The 19,544-nt window shown below is 40.6% G+C and carries 23 protein-coding genes; 16 read left to right on the forward strand and 7 right to left on the reverse strand.

Annotated elements, in window-relative coordinates; translation table 11 throughout:
- Positions 1 to 9: 9 nt before the first annotated feature.
- Together tsaE and ABWU87_RS13810 are read left to right on the forward strand one after the other, a co-directional pair.
- A complete protein-coding gene (tsaE, locus tag ABWU87_RS13805; protein ID WP_353331678.1) occupies positions 10 to 420 on the forward strand; it encodes a tRNA (adenosine(37)-N6)-threonylcarbamoyltransferase complex ATPase subunit type 1 TsaE in 411 nt (136 codons plus the stop codon).
- A gap of 4 nt (positions 421 to 424) precedes the next feature.
- Positions 425 to 643, forward strand: a complete 219-nt coding sequence (locus tag ABWU87_RS13810) for an immunity 17 family protein (RefSeq protein ID WP_353331680.1) — start codon at positions 425 to 427, stop codon at positions 641 to 643.
- Between the two features lie 7 nt (positions 644 to 650).
- On the opposite strand, the gene ABWU87_RS13815 is transcribed toward ABWU87_RS13810, so the two are convergent.
- Positions 651 to 1,376, reverse strand: coding sequence for an RDD family protein (locus tag ABWU87_RS13815; RefSeq protein WP_353331682.1), 726 nt, complete (start codon positions 1,374 to 1,376; stop codon positions 651 to 653).
- 101 nt (positions 1,377 to 1,477) lie between these two features.
- Here ABWU87_RS13815 and ABWU87_RS13820 point away from each other — a divergent pair, with 101 nt between their 5' ends.
- The 8 genes from ABWU87_RS13820 (at position 1,478) to ABWU87_RS13855 (ending at position 10,076) form a co-directional block, all read left to right on the forward strand.
- Positions 1,478 to 2,446: a stage II sporulation protein M gene (locus ABWU87_RS13820; protein ID WP_353331684.1), complete on the forward strand. Its 969-nt coding sequence runs from the start codon at positions 1,478 to 1,480 to the stop codon at positions 2,444 to 2,446.
- Positions 2,421 to 3,350, forward strand: a complete 930-nt coding sequence (locus ABWU87_RS13825; protein ID WP_353331686.1) for a hypothetical protein — start codon at positions 2,421 to 2,423, stop codon at positions 3,348 to 3,350. The genes ABWU87_RS13820 and ABWU87_RS13825 overlap by 26 nt, the downstream gene beginning before the upstream one ends.
- A gap of 6 nt (positions 3,351 to 3,356) precedes the next feature.
- Positions 3,357 to 3,983, forward strand: coding sequence for a DUF4129 domain-containing protein (locus tag ABWU87_RS13830; RefSeq protein WP_353331688.1), 627 nt, complete (start codon positions 3,357 to 3,359; stop codon positions 3,981 to 3,983).
- On the forward strand, positions 3,973 to 5,316 hold the full coding sequence (locus ABWU87_RS13835; protein ID WP_353331690.1) for a DUF4350 domain-containing protein: 1,344 nt from the start codon (positions 3,973 to 3,975) through the stop codon (positions 5,314 to 5,316). The genes ABWU87_RS13830 and ABWU87_RS13835 overlap by 11 nt, the downstream gene beginning before the upstream one ends.
- Positions 5,317 to 5,322: 6 nt before the next feature.
- A complete protein-coding gene (locus ABWU87_RS13840; RefSeq protein WP_353331692.1) occupies positions 5,323 to 6,294 on the forward strand; it encodes an AAA family ATPase in 972 nt (323 codons plus the stop codon).
- Between the two features lie 6 nt (positions 6,295 to 6,300).
- Positions 6,301 to 7,611, forward strand: a complete 1,311-nt coding sequence (locus tag ABWU87_RS13845) for a DUF58 domain-containing protein (protein ID WP_353331694.1) — start codon at positions 6,301 to 6,303, stop codon at positions 7,609 to 7,611.
- Positions 7,612 to 8,788: 1,177 nt separating this feature from the next.
- A complete protein-coding gene (locus tag ABWU87_RS13850; RefSeq protein ID WP_353331696.1) occupies positions 8,789 to 9,532 on the forward strand; it encodes a hypothetical protein in 744 nt (247 codons plus the stop codon).
- A gap of 46 nt (positions 9,533 to 9,578) precedes the next feature.
- Positions 9,579 to 10,076 carry a hypothetical protein gene (locus tag ABWU87_RS13855; RefSeq protein ID WP_353331698.1) on the forward strand — a complete coding sequence of 166 codons (498 nt, stop codon included), beginning with the start codon at positions 9,579 to 9,581 and terminating at the stop codon, positions 10,074 to 10,076.
- A 91-nt stretch (positions 10,077 to 10,167) separates the two neighbouring features.
- Here ABWU87_RS13855 and ABWU87_RS13860 read toward each other — a convergent pair whose 3' ends face one another.
- From ABWU87_RS13860 to dnaE, 3 genes are read right to left on the reverse strand one after another with little or no spacing between them, the layout of a single operon-like run.
- Positions 10,168 to 10,503: a hypothetical protein gene (locus tag ABWU87_RS13860; protein ID WP_353331700.1), complete on the reverse strand. Its 336-nt coding sequence runs from the start codon at positions 10,501 to 10,503 to the stop codon at positions 10,168 to 10,170.
- A 43-nt stretch (positions 10,504 to 10,546) separates the two neighbouring features.
- Positions 10,547 to 10,861: a thioredoxin gene (gene trxA / locus ABWU87_RS13865; RefSeq protein ID WP_353331702.1), complete on the reverse strand. Its 315-nt coding sequence runs from the start codon at positions 10,859 to 10,861 to the stop codon at positions 10,547 to 10,549.
- Between the two features lie 45 nt (positions 10,862 to 10,906).
- Positions 10,907 to 14,563, reverse strand: a complete 3,657-nt coding sequence (dnaE, locus tag ABWU87_RS13870) for a DNA polymerase III subunit alpha (RefSeq protein ID WP_353331704.1) — start codon at positions 14,561 to 14,563, stop codon at positions 10,907 to 10,909.
- A gap of 214 nt (positions 14,564 to 14,777) precedes the next feature.
- Between dnaE and ABWU87_RS13875 the strand changes: the two genes are divergently transcribed.
- From ABWU87_RS13875 to ABWU87_RS13885, 3 genes are read left to right on the forward strand one after another with little or no spacing between them, the layout of a single operon-like run.
- The gene (locus tag ABWU87_RS13875; RefSeq protein WP_353331706.1) at positions 14,778 to 15,464 is read left to right on the forward strand and encodes a phosphatidylserine decarboxylase family protein; all 687 of its coding nucleotides are present in this window, start codon (positions 14,778 to 14,780) and stop codon (positions 15,462 to 15,464) included.
- 9 nt (positions 15,465 to 15,473) lie between these two features.
- Positions 15,474 to 16,181 (forward strand): CDP-diacylglycerol--serine O-phosphatidyltransferase, encoded by a 708-nt coding sequence (pssA, locus tag ABWU87_RS13880; protein WP_353331708.1) that lies wholly within the window; start codon positions 15,474 to 15,476, stop codon positions 16,179 to 16,181.
- Between the two features lie 59 nt (positions 16,182 to 16,240).
- On the forward strand, positions 16,241 to 16,486 hold the full coding sequence (locus ABWU87_RS13885) for a DUF4834 family protein (protein ID WP_353331710.1): 246 nt from the start codon (positions 16,241 to 16,243) through the stop codon (positions 16,484 to 16,486).
- An 18-nt stretch (positions 16,487 to 16,504) separates the two neighbouring features.
- Here the strand turns inward: ABWU87_RS13885 and ABWU87_RS13890 are convergent, their stop codons facing one another.
- Entirely contained in the window at positions 16,505 to 16,939 is a 435-nt protein-coding gene (locus tag ABWU87_RS13890; RefSeq protein ID WP_353331714.1) for a nucleoside deaminase, read from the reverse strand.
- A 1-nt stretch (position 16,940) separates the two neighbouring features.
- Positions 16,941 to 17,174 (reverse strand): hypothetical protein, encoded by a 234-nt coding sequence (locus tag ABWU87_RS13895; protein ID WP_353331716.1) that lies wholly within the window; start codon positions 17,172 to 17,174, stop codon positions 16,941 to 16,943.
- 69 nt (positions 17,175 to 17,243) lie between these two features.
- Between ABWU87_RS13895 and ABWU87_RS13900 the strand changes: the two genes are divergently transcribed.
- From ABWU87_RS13900 to ABWU87_RS13910, 3 genes are read left to right on the forward strand one after another with little or no spacing between them, the layout of a single operon-like run.
- The gene (locus ABWU87_RS13900) at positions 17,244 to 17,609 is read left to right on the forward strand and encodes a YraN family protein (protein ID WP_353331718.1); all 366 of its coding nucleotides are present in this window, start codon (positions 17,244 to 17,246) and stop codon (positions 17,607 to 17,609) included.
- Positions 17,610 to 17,641: 32 nt separating this feature from the next.
- On the forward strand, positions 17,642 to 17,998 hold the full coding sequence (locus ABWU87_RS13905) for an MmcQ/YjbR family DNA-binding protein (protein ID WP_353331720.1): 357 nt from the start codon (positions 17,642 to 17,644) through the stop codon (positions 17,996 to 17,998).
- A gap of 4 nt (positions 17,999 to 18,002) precedes the next feature.
- Positions 18,003 to 18,737, forward strand: a complete 735-nt coding sequence (locus ABWU87_RS13910; protein ID WP_353331722.1) for a biotin--[acetyl-CoA-carboxylase] ligase — start codon at positions 18,003 to 18,005, stop codon at positions 18,735 to 18,737.
- A gap of 91 nt (positions 18,738 to 18,828) precedes the next feature.
- Here the strand turns inward: ABWU87_RS13910 and ABWU87_RS13915 are convergent, their stop codons facing one another.
- A complete protein-coding gene (locus tag ABWU87_RS13915; protein WP_353331724.1) occupies positions 18,829 to 19,515 on the reverse strand; it encodes a tetratricopeptide repeat protein in 687 nt (228 codons plus the stop codon).
- Between the last annotated feature and the right edge of the window lie 29 nt (positions 19,516 to 19,544).

Consider the following 19,544-nt stretch of genomic DNA (forward strand, 5'->3'; position numbering starts at 1 on the left):
ACAATAGATATGGAAATTAAGATTGATTCTTTAGACAACATTCATGAGGCTGCCCGCCAATTTGTTGCAGAAATGGGTGATAATACTGTTTTTGCTTTCTACGGGAAAATGGGTGCCGGGAAGACAACCTTTATCAAAGCCGTTTGTGAGTGCTTAGGAGTGACCGATGTAATAAACTCTCCCTCATTTTCAATTATTAATGAATACCGCTCAGCGAGTGGAGAATTGATTTATCATTTTGATTTCTACCGCATCAACAAAATGGAAGAAGCTTTCGATTTTGGTTATGAAGATTACTTTTATTGCGGTGCGATTTGTTTTATCGAATGGCCCGAACTGATTGATGAACTGCTTCCTTACGATTGTGTAAAGGTGACTATCAACGAGCAGGAAGACGGCAGTCGTTTAGTTTCATTTTAACTGAATGTGGGCGAAATATTTTGTACAAGGACTTTTTGCGTTGGCAGGAATCATCTCTTTCCTGGCAGCGCTCCTTGACTGGAACTGGTTTTTCTCGTCTCAGAACATCCAGTTCTTGGTGCGGAACGTAGGGCGCAGATGGGCACGCATCATTTACGGTATTTTTGGACTGATACTAATAGGAGCTTCTGCTTTTATATTCTGTTTCAAAGGCAAATCCTGACTTTTTTTCAGATATCCACATAAGCGTAGTACTGGTAATCTTTTATTAGTGTTTTCAGAAACTTTTCATCGCTCATTTCCGGGGTAACCTGCAATATTTTTTTGATTTTACTGCTTAGAAGAGTAATGTGATTGTATCTTTCTTTCCCGTAGTTATTCAGTGTTTTTTCTATTACATTAATCTGTTCCAGAGATAAATCTCCTGCATGAGGGAATACTGGGCGATAATTAATGTCCAAATGCGAGTATTCGTCCAGACTAACCTGTATTTTACGGTAATTATTCAGTCTAACCACCATGGTACCTGCTGCAAGGTCACCAAGTCTTTGACTGTTTTTCGTTACCAGTATACTAACCAGTCCCAATCCACCTGTAATTGGTAAATCAATAGGAAAAAGAATCCAACGCAGTAGATAAGCGCTCAACGTTGGGGTTGAACCATCTGCCATTACTACACGTATATTAAGTAACTTCTTTCCTATAGACTGTCCGTTATTGAAGATTTCGAACGCTAGAGAGTAGAAAAAAACAGGCAGAACAATCAAAATAAAGAAAATTACCTGACTTTCATCAGATGAGAAAAAATGTACACGAGGTAAGAAAAAAACAAAAAATAAAACATACAGAAAAATAATAACCGAATCAATAACCTGCGCCAGAATGCGTTCACCTGCACTGGCGGGAGTCTGATTGATTCGAACGTATTGCCCCGTGATTATTGAAGTATCTGCCATCCGATTAGAAAAAGTTAAACTTTAATCTTGCAAATATATATAATTTAATTACTTTTGTCAGTATAAGTATCTAATATTATTTAAAAGACTGATAAAGACGGATGAAAGAGATCTCTTTTATACGACAAAATATAGCAAAGTGGAAAGATGTTGAGAAGGTCGTAGATCAAGCCGATGAACTTGACCCGGCGCACTTGGCAGCTGTATATACCGATATAACATCCGATTTGTCATTTTCACAGAGTCATTATCCTGCATCGCGGATTACCGTCTACCTTAATAATCTCGCTTCCTCTCTTCATAATAGGATTTATAAAAATAAAAAAGAACATAAGTCCCGAATCATTACTTACTGGACCAAAGAGATACCCAGGGTGATGCGTGACTCACAAAAAGAGCTGCTTTACTCGTTTCTGATTTTCGCCATAAGCATGTTTATCGGTTCTCTTTCAACTCTAAACGATGATACATTTGTACGCTTGATTATGGGAGACAGTTATGTGGATATGACCCTGAATAATATCCGCAACGGTGTACCCATGGCTGTTTATAACGGAAACTCAGAACTTTCTATGTTTCTGGGTATCACACTTAATAACATTCGGGTGGCGCTGGTCTGCTTTGCTATGGGAATTTTGTCAGGTTTCGGAACCGGCTATATAATCTTCAGCAATGGAATTATGCTTGGAGCTTTCCAGACTTTCTTTTATCAACAAGGCTTGTTGGGAGAATCAATGTTGGCCATCTGGATACATGGCACTCTCGAGATTTCTGCCATCATTGTTTCTGGTGCAGCTGGACTTGCTATGGGAAACAGTTGGCTTTTTCCAGGTACTTATTCCCGTAAGGCATCCTTTACCAGAGGGGCGAAGCGAGGATTGAAAATTGTGATTGGCACTCTTCCTATCTTTATTGTGGCAGGTTTTCTGGAGTCCTTTATTACACGCCACACTCAACTTCCGGATTCGTTAAGACTTGGAATCATCATGCTTTCACTCACATTTGTGCTCTATTATTATCTCTATTTACCTAATACATTGCGTTATGAACTATCAGAATCAAAAAATTAATTTCTATCAAAAGAGAACTTTCGGTGAAAATATCACAGCTACTTTCGACTTTTTAAAAGATAGCTGGAAACCGATATTATTACTCTGTTTATACGTAATGTTACCATTTTCCATTATACAGGGAATTCTTCTAAATAATATCTATGGCACCGTAATTGGAGTGGCAAAATACACTCCTTCTACTATTCAATCCATCGAAGGTCTTCCCTACAGTTTCTTTATTAACTATATAATCCTGATAGTTATCTCATGGGTTGGAATAAGTATTCTGACCGCTATTGTCTATACGGTGATGCAAAAGTATCAGGATAAAGCTCCTTCGGATACTTATTCGCTGTCAGAAATGAAACCCGATTTGATATCTTATGCCAAACAGTGTTTCATCCTGACGTTTTATCTTATAATCCTTTCAATAGGATATTTAGCTGTTATAATATCTCTTGGAATAATTTTTCCTCCATCCCTGATTGTGACTATTCCGGGAACCATTGCTCTCATGGTTCCTTTATCGCTAATTTATCCTGCTTATATCTTTGGTGAAGGGAGTGGAACGAATGTTGCTCTAAAACAGTCCATGCGTCTGGGATTCTCTTCTTGGGGACCTCTTTTCCTGATTTTATTGGTTTTATCTTTAATCGGATCAATCATCAATGGCATCACTTCCACGCCATGGACCATGGTTGCAGTGGTCAAATCGATTATCGTAGCGAGTAACCCAAGTGCGACTCCAACCTCAGTGGGTATGGATTTTATCAGTTATGTTCTGGCTGTAGTTCAATGTTTTGGAGCCTATATCTCACAGGTTATTACTCTGGTGGGAGTAGCATTCTTTTATTTTAGTGTATCTGAAGCGAAAGATTCAGTATCAGTGAATAGCGATATTGATAACTTCGAGCAATTATAAGGACCAATGTTAAAAACAGATACTCTTTTTTACGATGCCGATAAAATAGCTCAATATCAATCGGAGTCCCAGTATGACTACAATTCACAACTGGTTCAACGAAATGTGAACCTGATTGACATGTTCAAAGAGTGGTTTCGCAACTTGTTAAGGCAAATATTCAACAGTGATATTGCCGATAAGTACAGCGATATAATTCTTATTGTGCTTATTCTTGTTGTCATTCTGCTATTGGTTTTTCTTGTTTATAAAAAACGACCTGAACTTTTTTACAGGGCTAAGAAGTTGAGTTCCTCTGATGTATTAGAGGAGGAAACAATTTATGGAGTCGATTTTAGCAAGGAAATTGCTCTTGCCCTTGGAAAGAAAGATTTTTATATGGCCGTTCGTATGGCTTATCTGCAAACACTGAAATACTTGTCCGATCATCATCACATTGATTGGCAGACGTATAAAACCCCGACGGAGTATCTGTATGAAATGAATCGGAAAGAGGTTAAAGAAGAATTCAAAGGATTGACCAATTGCTTTCTGTTGGTGCGTTATGGTAATTTTGAGGCAACGGAAGAGACTTACATGGCCGTTAAAAACCTGCAGCAGGTTATCCTGAAAGGAGGTAACAGTGAAGGTTAATATTAAATTTATAATTTTTATCCTTGTACTTTTCTTTGGAATGTTTGCCATTGAACACAATATGGTCAAAGAGTATTCCTGGATTCCGACATTCAGTGCAAGCGACAAGCAACCATTTGGCTGCTATGTGTTTGATGATGTCCTCACTTCGTCCTTGAAAGGGAATTACTCTGTTTCCACAGAGACATTCTATCAGTTGGATCAGGATTCAGTGAATGCCCCCAGAGCCTTCCTGCTTGTTTCGAATGATATGGAGATGGACTCAGTCGATATTAATTCAATGACGAATCTGTTGGATAAAGGGAACAAGGTGATGATTGTATCTTCTTCTTTTCCTTATAACCTTACAGATTCATTAAACATTAAATTTCATAAATCCTATTTTGATTTGAACGACCTCAGGTTGCTGGCCGGCAACGGGAAGAGACAAGGAACTCTGGTCTTTTGTGACTCTGCAGCAGCGAATAAAAGTTATAATTTTTATTCGCAATTACTTACCGATTATTTCTGGGGAGTTGATTCCATAGAACCAGAGTATAAGTTTACAGAGACCGACGATCAGCCTTTGACCGAAGATGATTATTTAAACCCCGAAGATGCAAAGAATAATCCTCTTATAAGAAAATCAGAAAAACAACTAAAATCTTCCCGTCTGGCTCAATGTCCAACAACCGTTTTGGTACGCAACAAGCAGAAATATGTTGTGGCTTTCAGTAAGAAAGTGGGCAATGGTGAGCTTTTTATGGTTGCCAACCCTCTGCTTTTTACCAACTATGGGATACTGGACAAAGGGAATGCTGGATACATCTTTGGCCTCTTGTCGCACATGGAAGGAATGCCACTGGTTCGTTTGGGAAATGATACTAAAGAGATGGAACAAATTACTCCACTCCGTTATTTTCTTACTCAGGCTCCGCTAAAATGGAGCGTCTACCTTTCACTTATTTCTCTGGTTCTCTTCATGTGCTTTACGGCCAGGAGGCGTCAACGGGTAATCCCGGTGATTTATCCTCCCAGAAATACCACACTCGATTTTGTGAAACAAATCGGAACTTTGTATCATCAGGATAAAAAGTACTTGGAAGTATTGCGCAAGAAAAAGAGCTGTTTTGTTCAGGTGCTGAAGAAAGAGACCGGCGTTGATCTTAGCTCTGAGGAATTAACGGTGGAGCTTTGCCGGCGGCTTTCCGATAAGGCAGGAATGGATGCGGATGTACTCTATGCTATCCTGAAGAAATTAGAACTGTTGGAATATGATGTAGATATTGACGAAAAGGAACTGAAAGAATACATCGACAAGATGAATGAAATAATAACAAATTCCACTAAATAATAGATTATGGAAGAAACAACAAGCAGAATTGATTTAACTGGTTTTTCGGAGAAAATCAACGAACTGAAAAAATGTATTTCCGAAGTGGTTGTCGGACAAGACAAGGCGGTTGATTTGATTCTGACTGCCATACTGGCCAACGGCCATGTGCTGATTGAAGGAGTGCCCGGCGTTGCCAAAACTTTGATGGCTAAAATCATTTCTAGACTGATCGACGCTGATTTCTCTCGCGTTCAGTTTACTCCGGATTTGATGCCATCTGATATATTAGGCACAACGGTTTTTAATATGAAAACTTCATCTTTCGATTTCCATCGCGGTCCACTCTTCGGTGATGTAATTTTGGTGGATGAGATTAACCGCGCTCCTGCAAAAACTCAGTCGGCCCTCTTTGAAGTGATGGAGGAACGGCAGGCCACAATAGACGGCAAGAGTTATCAGATGGGCGAACTCTACACCATCCTTGCTACACAGAATCCGGTGGAGCAGGAGGGAACCTACAAACTTCCCGAAGCGCAGATTGACCGTTTTTTGATGAAGGTTACCCTGGGCTATCCCTCCCTGGAAGAAGAAGTTGCAATTCTTGAACGTCATCACGAACAAGCTGAATTTGTGAAGCTTCGCAATGTGAAGCCGGTTCTGAAGAAGGAGGAGTTGCTATCACTACGAGAGCTTACCCGGAAAGTGTATGTGGAACCCACCCTGATTCGTTATGTGGCACTCATCATTCAGCAAACCCGTACCAGTAAGTCAATCTACCTGGGCGCCTCTCCACGTGCATCGGTCTGCTTGCTTCAAGCCGCCAAGGCCTTTGCTCTTTTGCAGGGACGCGATTTTGTGACTCCCGAAGACATCAAGTTTGTGGCAGTTCCTGTGTTGCAACACCGTCTTTTGCTTACTGCTGAGGCTGAAATGGAAGGATACTCAACAGCTAAAGTTTCCCAGCGATTGATTGAAAAAGTGGAAGTTCCGAAATAATAGACTATGTTTCTGACTAAAAGGTTTTACCTTATTTGCATCGCTTTGATTCTATTGCTTGGGTCGGGCTATCTCTACCTTCCTCTTTTTACGGCAGGTCAGGTTGCTTTGTGCCTCTTTGCATTGACGGTGCTATTCGATGGCTGGCTGCTTTATCGCAAAAGTTCAATAACTGCCGCCCGAACCTGTGCGCCGCGCTTCTCCAATGGCGATAACAATGCGGTTAAAATAGCTGTTGAAAACCTCTATCCTTTTAAAGTGAATCTGGAGGTGATAGATGAGATTCCTCCGGTCTTTCAGCGTCGCGATATCTCTTTTCAGCTGGCGCTGGAAGCAGGTGCTAACGATACCATCGAGTATAATCTCTGTCCCGTGAAAAGAGGGAATTATGATTTCGGGTTGATTCGGGTTTTTGCCCACACATTCCTGGGACTGGTCTCACGCAGGTACAATTGCGGCGCTCCTGTGTCGGTGAAAGTCTATCCCTCGTACCTCATGCTGCATCAGTACGAACTGATGGCCATGTCTAATAACCTCACGGAGATGGGGATAAAGCGGGTAAGACAGATAGGACACCATACCGAGTTTGAGCAGATAAGGGAATATGTAAAGGGAGACGATTACCGCACCATCAACTGGAAAGCCACAGCCCGCCGCCATCAGCTTATGGTGAACTCCTATCAGAACGAACGGTCGCAGCACATTTACAGTGTGATTGACAAGGGGCGGGTAATGCAGTCCGCTTTCGAGGGGATGACACTGTTCGACTATGCCATCAATGCTTCGCTGGTTCTATCTTACATTGCCATTCATAAGGAAGACAATGCCGGACTGGTGACTTTTGAGAAGCAATTCGATTCGTTCTTGCCCGCTTCCAGAAAAGAGGGGCAGATGCAGCTGATACTGGAAAACCTTTACAGCCAGACCACCACATTCGGCGAAAGTGATTATTCGTCACTCTATGTTCACCTGAACAAGCATATAAGCAAACGGAGCCTGCTGATTATCTATACCAATTTTGATAATATCATCGGCATGGAAAGGCAGTTAAGCTATCTGCGCCGATTGGCACGTCAGCACCTGGTGCTGGTGGTTTTCTTTGAGAATAACGAACTAAAATCATTCATTGAGAAAACACCCACTTCGGCCGAGGGATACTGCCAACAGGTGGTTGCCGAGAAATTCGCAGCCGAGAAGCAGCTTGTGGTCTCCACCCTGAAGCAGCATGCGGTCTATTCTTTACTTACCACGCCCGATAAACTGTCGGTCGATGTTATTAACAAGTATCTTGAGATAAAGGCACGGCATCTTATCTGATTGATTTGCATTGAAAGCATTCAACTCTCCATAGAGTTGGTTTTCAAAAAGTAACACAAGTCACGCAAGTCACGCACTTTGGTTTTAATGTGTTTATAATCAATGCAGTATGGGTGCGTGACTTCCTGCGTGACTTTATTTATCTCACGCACTCAGGGTAAGCGTCTCGCGATGCCATTCGCTGTGCACCAATCTGTATCACTTGAAGCACTTCAAACGGGGCCAATAAAGCTCATCTTTATGTGGGTTTTTGCATACACCATAACTGTTAAGATGGTATTTAAAGTTGGATGTACCGCAACTCCATAAGAATGTTACAGTTGAGGAGGAATCCCGAAGAATCTTTCGCCAGATAATAATTATGAGAGTTATTGATTCAATGTCCACCCGCGTCTACCCGTCTCTTACACCCGGGTGTACCGGGGTCGTACATCCGGATGTGCAGGTTGCGTACACCCGGGTGTAGCCAAGAAAATAAGGCGTCGAAATCTGAATTTCAATCGTTTAATTTGGGTTAATATGCTTGTATGTAGTTGGTTTAAGTTAAGAGCCTGAGGCGAAGAAATGATTGATAACCATGTTTAGTATCACTGTAATACCGCCCGGGCGGCACTGCGTGACTTTTCAGAAGTCACGCGCTTTTTAGAGAGAAGTCATGCACCTGTATATTGTTGTTATACAGTATGTTGCAAGGTTTTTGCGTGGCTTGCGTGACTTGTGCGACTTTTTTAAATTCATTCTATGGGGAAATGAGAGAAGTTATGTTCAATAAAACAAAGTGTTCATTGACAATGAACGCACAAATTCATTAAACGTATTTGGATTAAATCAGTAGTTATTTAGAAAAACCAGATTCTTTTCTGCAAATCAAGGTGGTTACTTTTACCTCTTAGTGGATTTGCAATAGAATCATTAGAAAGAACCATTGCTCATTCATTTTTTCGGCTGCAAGAGGTCGTTTTGTAATAGAAAGGAGCGCTAAATTTTGGATTAAAAAGCTGGAGTGTTCAGTACGTAGAACAAAAATGAGATGCTTCCATTCTATAGACAGAATAAAAGTGGAATTATCTATAAACGGAAATGCCTGATGTATAACTTTTTTGTTACACCTGCATAATTCTCCAATTTAAGTTGTTTTTGATGAAACTAATGTATAATATTGTAAATGATATATACTATGGTAGTTGATAAATTCATACAGATGCAGGTTCTTGTATTGGCTTTTATTTTTTGCCCAAAAATGAAAGCCGAAATTCGGAGTGATTCAATAAAATCATCTCAGATAAATGTCAATGTTAAAAGTGGTATTTCAAATAGTGAAATAAAAAAAATAGTAATTGAACAGCTGATTAAGAGTTCTGGCGATTCGCTAAAGTATACAGACGTTGAGTCTGTAAAGTATTGGGGTAAATATAATCTTGTTGATTTAGGAGAAAGTAGAATTTACAAGATTAAACTAAGTTATAGTTTACCAAATGTTTGGCATTATCCACTTGTTCTGATTGTTGATAGCAATGGCAATGCATATTTAGTGAATTTGGATATGATTGAACTAATAAAAATAAAAGGAAATAGTAATGATTATTATTTTGCAGGCAGATATAAAAATAGATATTGTTATGGGGTGTTTAAAATCTTTGGATTCATAAACAACTCAATGTACCAGATATTTGAATCAGAGGAGCCAGTCAGCAATCATTCTCTTGATTGTGAAAGTTATAAAAATGACAACTTAAAACTCAAAAACATAGATTTGAATAATGACGGATATTTTGATCTGAAATTTTCAGGGATAAAATATAGTTATTGTGATGGGTTGGAACAATATGGGCGTGATGAAAGAAAACCTATAAAAAAAGAAAAAATTACAATAGTCTATTATTACAATTCAGTTGATAAGACTTGGCAAAAGAAGTTATAAGTAGCACGATGCAAGTTTTACTTATGTTTATATCATATATATATAAATGGAAACTATAGAAATAAAAATTAATCGGCATAAAGAAGTTATCTGTGGCATCAAACTTTCTGAAAGTGATTATTGGATGGTCATAAATGAAAATCCTGGGGACTTTGTATTAGACGGATACAAATTTATCAATAAAAGACATGTTAAACATGTAAATGAATTGGATGAAATTGATATAAAAAGAAAGATATTTGATTTAAAGTTTACATTAAATGCAATGACGCAGATCAGTGCTATTCCAGTCAACAGTTTGAGCTCGTTATTTCTCTATCTAAAAGAAAGTAGCGAATTAATAGAGATATCTTTAGAATCAGACGAATATATTCTTGTTGGGAAAATTGTGGAGGTTTTTGATAAGTCATTTACATTAGATGAAATTAGTGCTGACGGGAAACCACTAAGAAAAGAAAATATAAAATTTGTGTTGGTAAGAAGTGTTGGAATAGAGACAGATTATCTTAAATCCTTAAAATTGTATATTGATAAATATAGCTAATTGTCTCCTTCGTTACCGGAATTATAATATAACAAAAAAATAGGAGGAAAATCATTTCATTTTCCTCCTATTCAATTAATCAGGCGGCGGTTTATTCAACCTGGCCTAATGAATTCCCATATTCCATTTCTCCCTGTACAACAAAGAGAATATCTTCGGGATTAAATTCTCCTATACCATCTTTTTTTGCTTCCTTCACAATGTAATCCACGATTTCGTCCTGGTCGATGTTTACATATCCGTCGGCGTCGGGTTGTGCGTCCAGACATCCGCTTGTGGTATAGTAATCCACCATCACGTCAAGGAAATAGTAGAGCTCATCGTCCGTGAACTTGTCTTTCAAGTCCTGTGGCAAAAAATTCTTGATGAATTCAACGGTCTTTTCGTCGTCTTCATCTTCCAATAAGAAATCATCTTCTAAGCCCATAGTCTGTTTTTATTTTGAGAGTCCTTAATATTAAAAACCTTCTTTATAATAATGAATCGATTTTAGCCTGGAATACAGCCTTTGTTGCTGCTCCAACTTGCTTGTCTACCACCTCACCGTCTTTGATGAACAGCACGGTCGGTACGTTGCGGATGCCGAATTTAGAAACCAAGTCATCGTTCTCTTCGATATCACACTTTCCAACAGTTACTTTACCTTCGTATTCTGTAGCCAGTTCTTCGATAGCCGGTCCGATTTGTTTGCAAGGACCACACCATGTTGCCCAAAAATCTACTACTAAAGGTTTTCCGCTTTGAAGTAATTCTTCAAAATTATTGTCTGTGATTGCTAAAGCCATAATTAATTTCTTTTTTTTGTAATTTCTATATGCGCAAATATAATATTAATTAATCTGATATTCAAGATCGGGGTGCTCATTTATGTAATTTATGAGTTTTTTTCCAACCGATAGTTTGGTGGACCTTGCCATGAAATCGACGCTGTAATTCGCTTCGTCGTCAAACACTTTAAAGTAAAGCTCTGTTTTTCCAGGGCTTTCATAGCTCAGGATGGAGAGTTCTGTTACCACTTCCTGGTTTAGTGCCATCAGCGGTATTTTTATCGTCATCTTTTCTATCAAGGTGTCTTTCACGTCGGGCAACAGCTCGATGGAGGTAATCTTGACATCCAGTTCATCGGGCTTCCATTGGCGTGGCAGACACCTTCCTTTGATGTAGAGGAACATCCCAACCGAAAGGAAGTTTCTCCATTCGATGTAGTCGTTCCCAAAGAAAGGCAGCTCGTTGGAACCCGAGAAGTCTTCAATCTTCACAATGGCGAAAGGTTTTCCTGTCTTTCCCATCCCTTCGCGAACGTTCGTCACGATTCCACCGAACGTCATTTCCCGGTTTACCAGCGATGCCCTGTCCGAGAATTCAACCATTTTTGTGTTGCAAACATCGTTCAGGATGATGGAATATTCATCCAACGGATGGGCGGAAAGGTAGATTCCCACCAATTCCTTTTCCTTGTTCAGACGTTCCAGGTCGCTCCATCTGGATGCCGGAAGAATTTCCGGGGTGGCAATTTCGATAACATTATCGCCTCCGAAGAGAGAGTTCACCGCTGCAGCCTTGTCTAGTTGATATTTATTTCCATAGCGAACCAGTGTCTCGAGGAATGTTTCCCCTTTTGTATTGGCTGCAAAAAACTGTTCGCGTTTAATTTCTGTAAAGTTGTCGAATCCGCCGGCCAGAGCCAGGTTTTCAATGTTCTTTTTATTGCAGGCATTCAGGTTTACCCGTTGCACAAAATCGAAGATTCCGGTGAACGGTCCGTTGTTGTCACGTTCCTCAACAATGGCCTGTACTGCACTTTCGCCTACCCCTTTAATGGCTCCCAATCCGAAGCGGACGTTTCCATCCTTGTTTACTGTAAACTTCAGATTACTTTCATTGATATCCGGACCCAGTACCAGTATATTCATCGCTTTACATTCGTCCATCAGTTTGGTGATTTCGGTAATGTTCGAGATGTTCCGACTCATGGTGGCTGCCATATACTCCGAAGGATAATTCGCCTTCAGGTAGGCTGTTTGATAAGCTACCCAGGAGTAGCAGGTAGCGTGCGATTTATTGAACGCATACGATGCAAACTTTTCCCAGTCGGCCCAGATTTTTTCCAAAACCTTCGGGTCGTGTCCGTTCTTCTGTCCGCCCTTGATAAACAACGGTTTCAGCTGGTCCAGCTTATCCTTCAGCTTCTTACCCATTGCCTTACGCAAACCGTCGGATTGACCGCGGGTAAAGTCGGCCAGCAATCTGGACAGAAGCATCACCTGTTCCTGATATACGGTAATTCCGTAGGTATCTTTCAGATACTTTTCCATGACCGGAATATCGTATACAATCGGCTCACGACCATGTTTACGGTCAATAAACTGAGGAATGTAATCCATCGGTCCCGGACGATAAAGCGCATTCATCGCAATTAGGTCCTCGAAAGTGGAAGGTTGCAGTTCCTTCAGGTATTTCTGCATACCGGCCGATTCAAACTGGAAGGTACCTACTGTTTTTCCTTCACTGTACAACTTGTAAGTTGCCTCGTCTTTGATGGAAATGGTGTCAATGTCCAGCTCAATGCCTCGGTGTAGGCGTATGTTTTCGACGGCTTCCTTAATAATGGAAAGAGTTTTCAATCCAAGGAAGTCCATCTTGATAAGTCCTGTGTCTTCAATTACCGAACCTTCGTACTGAGTTACCAGCATCTTTTCGCCGGTCTCCTTGTCGTCGGCCGTACTTACTGGTACCCAGTCGGTGATATCATCGCGGCAGATGATGGTTCCGCAGGCATGTACACCGGTGTTGCGCACATTCCCTTCCAGCATCTGGGCATATTTCATGGTGTCCCGCACCAATGGGTCGAATGAGTTGCATGCCTCCTGCAGTTCCGGTATGGCTGCAATACAGTTCTTTAGGTTAATTTTCGGAGATTTTCCGTTTACCTCAGGCAGGCGGTCAGGGATTAATTTTGTCAGTCTGTCCGATTCTGATAACGGAAGTTTCTGTACCCGTGCCACATCCTTGATTGCCAGTTTGGTGGCCATGGTGCCGTATGTGATGATATGGGCCACTTTTTCGTATCCGTATTTCTCTGTTACCCATCGGAGTACCTCCCCGCGACCATCGTCGTCGAAGTCAATATCGATATCCGGAAGTGAGATACGGTCTGGATTGAGGAAACGCTCAAAAAGCAAATCATACTCAATCGGATCTATCTGGGTAATTCCAAGACAGTAAGCCACGGCAGAGCCGGCGGCCGAACCACGTCCCGGTCCAACGGACACACCCATCTCCCTGGCAGCGGCAATAAAGTCCTGCACAATGAGGAAGTATCCGGGGAATCCCATATTCTTGATAGTGGTAAGTTCAAACTCCACTCGTTCCTTTTGTTCTTCATTCAGTTCGCCCCACCGCTTTTTAGCCCCTTCGTATGTGAGGTAACGCAGATAATCATCATCGTTCTCAAAACCCGGGGGCTTTGGAAAGTTCGGTAGGATAGGGCCGTGGTCTATGGTGTAGAACTCTATCTGGTCGCAGATGTTCACGGTGTTCGAAAGAGCTTCGGGAACATCTGCAAAGATTTCGTTCATCTCCGATCTGGTTTTCATCCATTCCTGTTTGGTGTAGAGCATGCGGTTCGGGTCGTCCAGATCTTTACCTGTGCTGAGGCAAATCAGGCGGTCGTGAGCTTCGGCATGTTCTTCTTCCACAAAGTGCACGTCGTTGGTACAAATCAGCTTCACCTGATGCTTCTCTGCCAGACGAATAATTTCTTTGTTTACCGCTTGTTGAATTTCGTACACCTCATAGTTGGCTCTGGTTACAGTCGCTTTATGGCGTTGAAGTTCCATATAGAAGTTCTCTCCGAATACTTTTTTGAACCAGTTGATGGCCTCTTCGGCTTCTTCAATATTTTCACTCCTGATTTTTCTGGGTATCTCACCTCCCAAGCAGGCAGATGAAACAATGAGTCCTTCGCTGTACTTTTCCAGTTCTTTCCGGTCGGTACGTGGGCGGGAATAAAAACCGTCTGTCCATGCCTTGGACACAAGTTTTATCAGGTTATGATATCCTTTTTCGTTTTTTGCCAGCACCACAAGGTGATATCCTCCTTGGTCGGGTTTTCCTTCCTTCAATTCAAGCGCTCTTTTGGCTACATACATTTCACAGCCTATAATAGGCTTAAATAATTTTTTCTTAGCTGCCTCAAGTTTCTCTTTGCAGCTTCTGATTTCCCCCTCTTTATCATCACACTCCACCTCTCCGGCTTCAATTTGGCTTATCCTCTTTTTGAGGTCCTTAATCTCGCCGTTTGTTCCTCCATTCTTCTTCTTTACATAGTTGAAGAACTCCTTTACCCCGAACATGTTGCCATGGTCGGTCAGGGCAATTCCCCTCATTCCATCAGCCATGGCTTTATCTACTAATGCGGAGATAGATGCCTGTCCGTCAAGGATAGAGTATTGTGAGTGTACGTGTAAATGAACAAAATCTTGCATATTGTAATTGATCTTTTTTTTGTGACGAATTTCTCCAAAAATGGTTTCAAAGATACTTAGGTTTGACGGCTCAAAAAAATGAAATCGCTAAAAGTTATAAACAGAAGTGATTTTTTAAAGAAAAGAAGTAAAATTATTCATTTCTATGAAGAATTACTTGGTAGCTTTTCAAAATGTGATTATTTTTGCGGGATTAAATAATTAAACATCATTCATGGGCCGACTTAAAAAATTAAAGAAAATAAGAATACATCGTGAAGGAACTCATATCTTGGTATTAGGGTTTCTAGCATTATTTGTTATAAATAGCCTTGTTTATTACTATATTGATTGCAAATTACCATTTTATATCTTGTTTGTTGGCAGCATTGCTCTATACGGACTGATGGTGAATTTCTTTCGTTGCCCTATCCGTCTGTTTGGGGAAGACACCGAAAAAGTTGTTGTAGCGCCGGCCGATGGAAAGATTGTTACGATTGAGGAAGTTGATGAAAATGAATATTTTCACGATCGCAGAATTATGGTTTCCATCTTCATGAGTATCGTAAATGTGCATGCCAATTGGTATCCGGTTGATGGAACCGTGAAAAAAGTGGGGCATCAAGACGGAAAGTTCATGAAAGCTTGGCTTCCTAAAGCAAGTACTGATAACGAACGCTCACTAGTGGTTATTGAAACCCCCGAAGGAGTTGAAATTCTGGTAAGACAGGTGGCCGGTGCGATGGCCCGTCGTATTGTTACCTATGCTCAACCAGGTGAAGAGTGTTATATAGATGAGCACATGGGATTCATAAAGTTTGGTTCGCGTGTTGATGTATACCTTCCATTGGGTACAGAGGTCTTTGTCAAAATGGGACAACTGACTGTTGGTAACCAGACTGTTTTGGCAAAACTCAAATAAAATATTGTGATGGCAAATTCAATCACTCGTCATATTCCCAATTCTGTTACTTGTTTAAATCTCTTTTCAGGTTGTATTGCCTGTGTAATGGCGTTTGAAGCAGAATATGAACTGGCGATGCTTTTTATTATTTTAAGTGCGGTTTTTGACTTTTTTGATGGGATGTTGGCACGTACTCTTCATGCTTATTCCAAGATAGGGAAAGATCTTGATTCGCTTGCCGATGATGTAAGTTTTGGAGTTGCTCCTTCATTGTTGGTCTTTTCACTTTTTAAGGAAGTACATTATCCATCCTTCCTGATTGGGCTGGATGCTTACATACCGTATCTGGCTTTCACTATTTCTGTATTTTCGGCACTTCGTCTGGCAAAATTTAATGTTGATGAGCGTCAGACCAGCTCCTTTATCGGACTTCCTGTTCCTGCAAACGCGCTGTTCTGGGGATCGTTGGTAGTAGGGGCACATGATTTTCTTATTACCGATAATTTTAATGCCATTTACCTTTTCGTTTTGGTAGCTCTGTTCTCTTATCTTTTAGTTTCGGAGATTCCGATGTTCTCTTTAAAATTTAAGAACCTTTCCTGGAAAGACAATAAGGTAAGCTTTATATTTCTCCTCGTTACCATTCCGATGCTACTATTACTAGGAATTGCAGGCTTTGCTGCAGTCATTGTATGGTATATAGTTCTGTCGGTAATAACAGGATTTAAGAAGTAAACAACAAACCCTGGCACGCTTGTTGCTATACTACTTCATTATTTAAAACTTAATTACTCATGGGTGCTATTTTGGGCTTATTCTTTTTTATCATCATTCTTGTATTAGTTTTCGGCTTATCGATTATAGGTGGTATTTTACGAATGATTTTTGGCATTGGGCGTAAAGTGACTGGTCAGTCCGCTCGCTCTGATAGAGATGAAAATTATGCGGATAATTCCGGTAGTCAGCCAAAGCGAAAAAAGATTTTCGATAAGGAAGATGGTGAATATGTTGATTTTGAAGAGGTAAAAGAAGAAAAATAATCTTTTTGAAGATATTTATCAGCGCTTTTTCTTAAAGAATAACTTCATCAGCGCGGCACATTCTTCCTGCAGAACTCCCTTTTTCACAATTGTTTTCGGATGCATAGCTGTTGGTGCGTATCTTTGATATCCTCGTTTTTCATCATCGGCTCCGTAAACAAGCTTTCCGGTTTGTGCCCATGCAATGGCTCCGGCACACATTACACATGGTTCCACAGTTACATAGATGGTACATTCATTCAGGTACTTTCCTCCCAATACGTTTGCGGCAGCGGTAATTGCCTGCATTTCCGCATGAGCGGTCACGTCATTCAGCGTTTCCGTCAGATTGTATCCACGTGCAATAATTCGTTCTTTGCACACCACAACGGCTCCTACCGGAACTTCGTCTTTGTCGAAAGCCTTTTGAGCCTCCATTAAAGCCTGTTTCATGAAATAAGTATCATCCAGCATATCAGCGTCTCATATCGTGTTCTCCGAAGAGGGTAGGGTAATCTTCCTGCATATTTTTGTAAACAAACTGAAGAACGGTTTCGCGCAGCCAGCGTGACCGGTTCTCTATCTTGTATTTGTCCAGATAGCGATCCACAATCTGCATCTCCTCGTCACTCAGTGAACAGGTGATGTGTTGCTGCCTTTTTGGCAAGTTACCGGCTGTTTTTACTCTTTTTCTGTCGTTTGCTCCCATATTCTTTGCAAAATTACTTTTACTTCTGTAAATTCAAAGAATTAAATCAGTAAATTTGCAAAAACAGCTATGGCGGAACATAATATTTTAGGTAAAGCGGGCGAAGAGGAGGCCGTAAAGTTTCTTATGTCTCATGGTTATACCATTTGTCACCGTAACTGGAGACGAGGTCGCAAAGAATTGGATATTGTGGCTGAGAAAGAAGGCGAGCTGATAGTTGTCGAGGTTAAAACCCGAAAAGATACTTTGTTTGCGCAGCCCCATGATGCGGTTACACCGTTGAAGGTGAGACGAATAGTGCAGGCTACAGATGCTTACCTACGATTCTTTAAACTCGATTTGCCGGTTCGTTTTGATATCATCACTGTGGTAGGCGAACAAAACTGTTTTACTATAGAGCATATTAAAGAGGCATTTTATCCTCCGGTTAGCTGATCGGATATATTAATTAATATAATTACTACAAAATGGATATTGAATCAGCCAGAGATTATTACCTGCAGAAGAAAGGGGTGACCGAAGATTTCCCTTTCGATGAGACCACCCTGGTAATCCGGGTAATGAATAAGATGTTTGCGTTAATTGATTTGGAATCATCCGATAAGATTACATTGAAATGTGATCCCGATTATGCAATTGAACTTCGTGAGCAGTATCCGGGTATTGAAGGAGCTTACCATTTTAATAAAAAGTACTGGAATCAGGTTCCTTTCGATGGAACGGTTAGTGATTCTCTTATTAAACAATTGATTGATCATTCGTACGAAGAGGTAATAAAGAAATTCACCCGTAAGCTTCGTGCGGAATATGATGCACTACCTTGAATAGATGAAATTTTCGATACATAGATTAGAAGAGACAAATTCTACAAACGCATATATTCAGCAGCTTCTGATGCATGAAAAGCTGCAAGAATTCACAGTAGTGACAACTGCTTACCAAACCTCGGGTAAAGGGCAACGTGGCAATTCCTGGGAAAGTGAAGCGGATAAGAACCTGCTTTTCACTGTGCTGTTGAAACCTGAATTCGTTGCGGCCCGTTCCCAGTTTCTGATTTCACAGATTACCTGCCTGTCCATAAAGGAAACGCTTGACAACTTTGCTTCCGGATTCAGCATTAAGTGGCCAAACGACATTTACTGGAAAGAACAGAAGATATGCGGCATTCTAATTGAGAACGACCTTGCCGGATCCATGCTCTCGCAAAGTATACTGGGCATTGGACTGAACATTAACCAGGAACGGTTCATAAGTAATGCGCCCAATCCTGTTTCTTTGAAGAATATAACCGGCGAAAATCATGATTGTAATGCTGTTTTGCAGGATATTCTCCAGCGTTTATATTCTTATTATGATTTGTTGCGCAAGGGAGAAACGAAAGTTATTAGCGACCGATATCATGAGTCGTTATTTCGGAAAGAAGGTTTCCATAATTACAGTGACAAGAATGGTAGATTCTCAGCTAGAATTGTGAGAGTTGAGTCCGATGGAACTCTACTGCTTTTTACCGAAACAGGCGAGCTAAGAAGCTATCTTTTTAAAGAGGTGCAGTGTGTATTGTAGGCGTTGACCATTTTCTTCATAAAAAAGGAATGACTCTCCGGATTTCTTTTCCTGAGAGCCACTCCGTATAGATAAAGTTGTGTCTGATTTTCTATTGTCTGGATTCCTCTTCCACCTTCCGTATTTTTTCTAACGTTTTTTTTGCCTCAGCCGAAGGGAATATACTTAGAACTTTCTCCAGATAATTTTTTGCTTTATCATAATGCTCGTTTACCAGACGAGACAGTTCGTTGCGGTAGTTGGCATATTGCATCCGGGTTGGGTCCGAATTCTTTTTGTAATTCCTTTCAATCATTTTTCTTTCTTTGTCGGCTGTTAGAAAATAGTAGTTTCCAAAGAAAATGTTAGCCGCTAAGTTGTTATTGTCAAGAGTAAGAACCTTTTCGTATGTTTTTACGGCATCCTCTTCCTTTCCAAGAATCACTTCAAGCTCAGCACAAGATATCAAATAGATTATTTCGCGGGGTCTTAACTGAACCAGTTCTTTGTAATAATCATATGCTTTTTCATAATTTCTTCTCCCTTTACAATAAAAGCCCAGTTGATGAATCATCTCTGCTCTGGCAGGGCAATCGGGGGTTATTGATTCCTGAAAGAATTTTTCCGATTTGTACAGATCCTTATCCACTGCCAACCGGAACAAATTACTGGCCTCTTCCCAATGTTGGTCAGCCAGTGCTTTCGTAACATTAGGTAATATTTGTTCGGCAGTCTGCGCGTTAAGTGATAACGTGAACCAGAGAAGAATAGAGGTAATAATAGTAAAGTTTTTTTTCATGCGAGCTCCTTGTTACGTTTCATACAAAT

It is taken from the genome of Bacteroides sedimenti, from assembly GCF_040365225.1.
Classification (GTDB): domain Bacteria; phylum Bacteroidota; class Bacteroidia; order Bacteroidales; family Bacteroidaceae; genus Bacteroides; species Bacteroides sedimenti.

Coding starts and splice junctions, on each gene's coding strand:
- dnaE (WP_353331704.1), bottom strand. CDS start 14,563: ATGCAAGATTTTGTTCATTTACACGTACACTCACAATACTCTATCCTT.
- tsaE (WP_353331678.1), top strand. CDS start 10: ATGGAAATTAAGATTGATTCTTTAGACAACATTCATGAGGCTGCCCGC.
- ABWU87_RS13875 (WP_353331706.1), top strand. CDS start 14,778: ATGGGCCGACTTAAAAAATTAAAGAAAATAAGAATACATCGTGAAGGA.
- ABWU87_RS13895 (WP_353331716.1), bottom strand. CDS start 17,174: ATGGGAGCAAACGACAGAAAAAGAGTAAAAACAGCCGGTAACTTGCCA.
- ABWU87_RS13915 (WP_353331724.1), bottom strand. CDS start 19,515: ATGAAAAAAAACTTTACTATTATTACCTCTATTCTTCTCTGGTTCACG.
- ABWU87_RS13890 (WP_353331714.1), bottom strand. CDS start 16,939: ATGCTGGATGATACTTATTTCATGAAACAGGCTTTAATGGAGGCTCAA.
- ABWU87_RS13830 (WP_353331688.1), top strand. CDS start 3,357: ATGTTAAAAACAGATACTCTTTTTTACGATGCCGATAAAATAGCTCAA.
- pssA (WP_353331708.1), top strand. CDS start 15,474: ATGGCAAATTCAATCACTCGTCATATTCCCAATTCTGTTACTTGTTTA.
- ABWU87_RS13885 (WP_353331710.1), top strand. CDS start 16,241: ATGGGTGCTATTTTGGGCTTATTCTTTTTTATCATCATTCTTGTATTA.
- ABWU87_RS13815 (WP_353331682.1), bottom strand. CDS start 1,376: ATGGCAGATACTTCAATAATCACGGGGCAATACGTTCGAATCAATCAG.
- ABWU87_RS13905 (WP_353331720.1), top strand. CDS start 17,642: ATGGATATTGAATCAGCCAGAGATTATTACCTGCAGAAGAAAGGGGTG.
- ABWU87_RS13855 (WP_353331698.1), top strand. CDS start 9,579: ATGGAAACTATAGAAATAAAAATTAATCGGCATAAAGAAGTTATCTGT.
- ABWU87_RS13810 (WP_353331680.1), top strand. CDS start 425: ATGTGGGCGAAATATTTTGTACAAGGACTTTTTGCGTTGGCAGGAATC.
- ABWU87_RS13845 (WP_353331694.1), top strand. CDS start 6,301: ATGTTTCTGACTAAAAGGTTTTACCTTATTTGCATCGCTTTGATTCTA.
- ABWU87_RS13850 (WP_353331696.1), top strand. CDS start 8,789: ATGGTAGTTGATAAATTCATACAGATGCAGGTTCTTGTATTGGCTTTT.
- ABWU87_RS13910 (WP_353331722.1), top strand. CDS start 18,003: ATGAAATTTTCGATACATAGATTAGAAGAGACAAATTCTACAAACGCA.
- ABWU87_RS13820 (WP_353331684.1), top strand. CDS start 1,478: ATGAAAGAGATCTCTTTTATACGACAAAATATAGCAAAGTGGAAAGAT.
- ABWU87_RS13900 (WP_353331718.1), top strand. CDS start 17,244: ATGGCGGAACATAATATTTTAGGTAAAGCGGGCGAAGAGGAGGCCGTA.
- ABWU87_RS13825 (WP_353331686.1), top strand. CDS start 2,421: ATGAACTATCAGAATCAAAAAATTAATTTCTATCAAAAGAGAACTTTC.
- ABWU87_RS13860 (WP_353331700.1), bottom strand. CDS start 10,503: ATGGGCTTAGAAGATGATTTCTTATTGGAAGATGAAGACGACGAAAAG.
- ABWU87_RS13840 (WP_353331692.1), top strand. CDS start 5,323: ATGGAAGAAACAACAAGCAGAATTGATTTAACTGGTTTTTCGGAGAAA.
- trxA (WP_353331702.1), bottom strand. CDS start 10,861: ATGGCTTTAGCAATCACAGACAATAATTTTGAAGAATTACTTCAAAGC.